Below are 222 nucleotides of genomic sequence, written 5' to 3' on the forward strand. Positions count from 1 at the left end.
TGTGTGTTTTAAAAAAATCAATAATAGAGAGATGAAATGAGACTTTTAGGGAATCTACTTTGGCTTGTCTTAGGCGGTTTCTGCATGGGGATCGCTTGGTGGGTTTTCGGCATTATCGCATTTGTCTCAATTGTCGGAATACCCTGGGGCAGAGCTTGCTTCGTTATAGGCTTGTTTTCGTTCATTCCTTTTGGCAAAGAAGCAATCGCCCGGGATGAACTC

At 43.2% G+C, this 222-nt stretch carries 1 protein-coding gene; it reads left to right on the top strand.

Annotated elements, in window-relative coordinates; genetic code table 11:
- Window positions 1–84 precede the first annotated feature (84 nt).
- Window positions 85–222: YccF domain-containing protein (locus QSJ80_RS15610; protein WP_285765392.1), on the top strand; the 138-nt coding region annotated here is incomplete at its 3' end.

The organism is Biformimicrobium ophioploci, assembly GCF_030270605.1.
Classification (GTDB): domain Bacteria; phylum Pseudomonadota; class Gammaproteobacteria; order Pseudomonadales; family Cellvibrionaceae; genus Biformimicrobium; species Biformimicrobium ophioploci.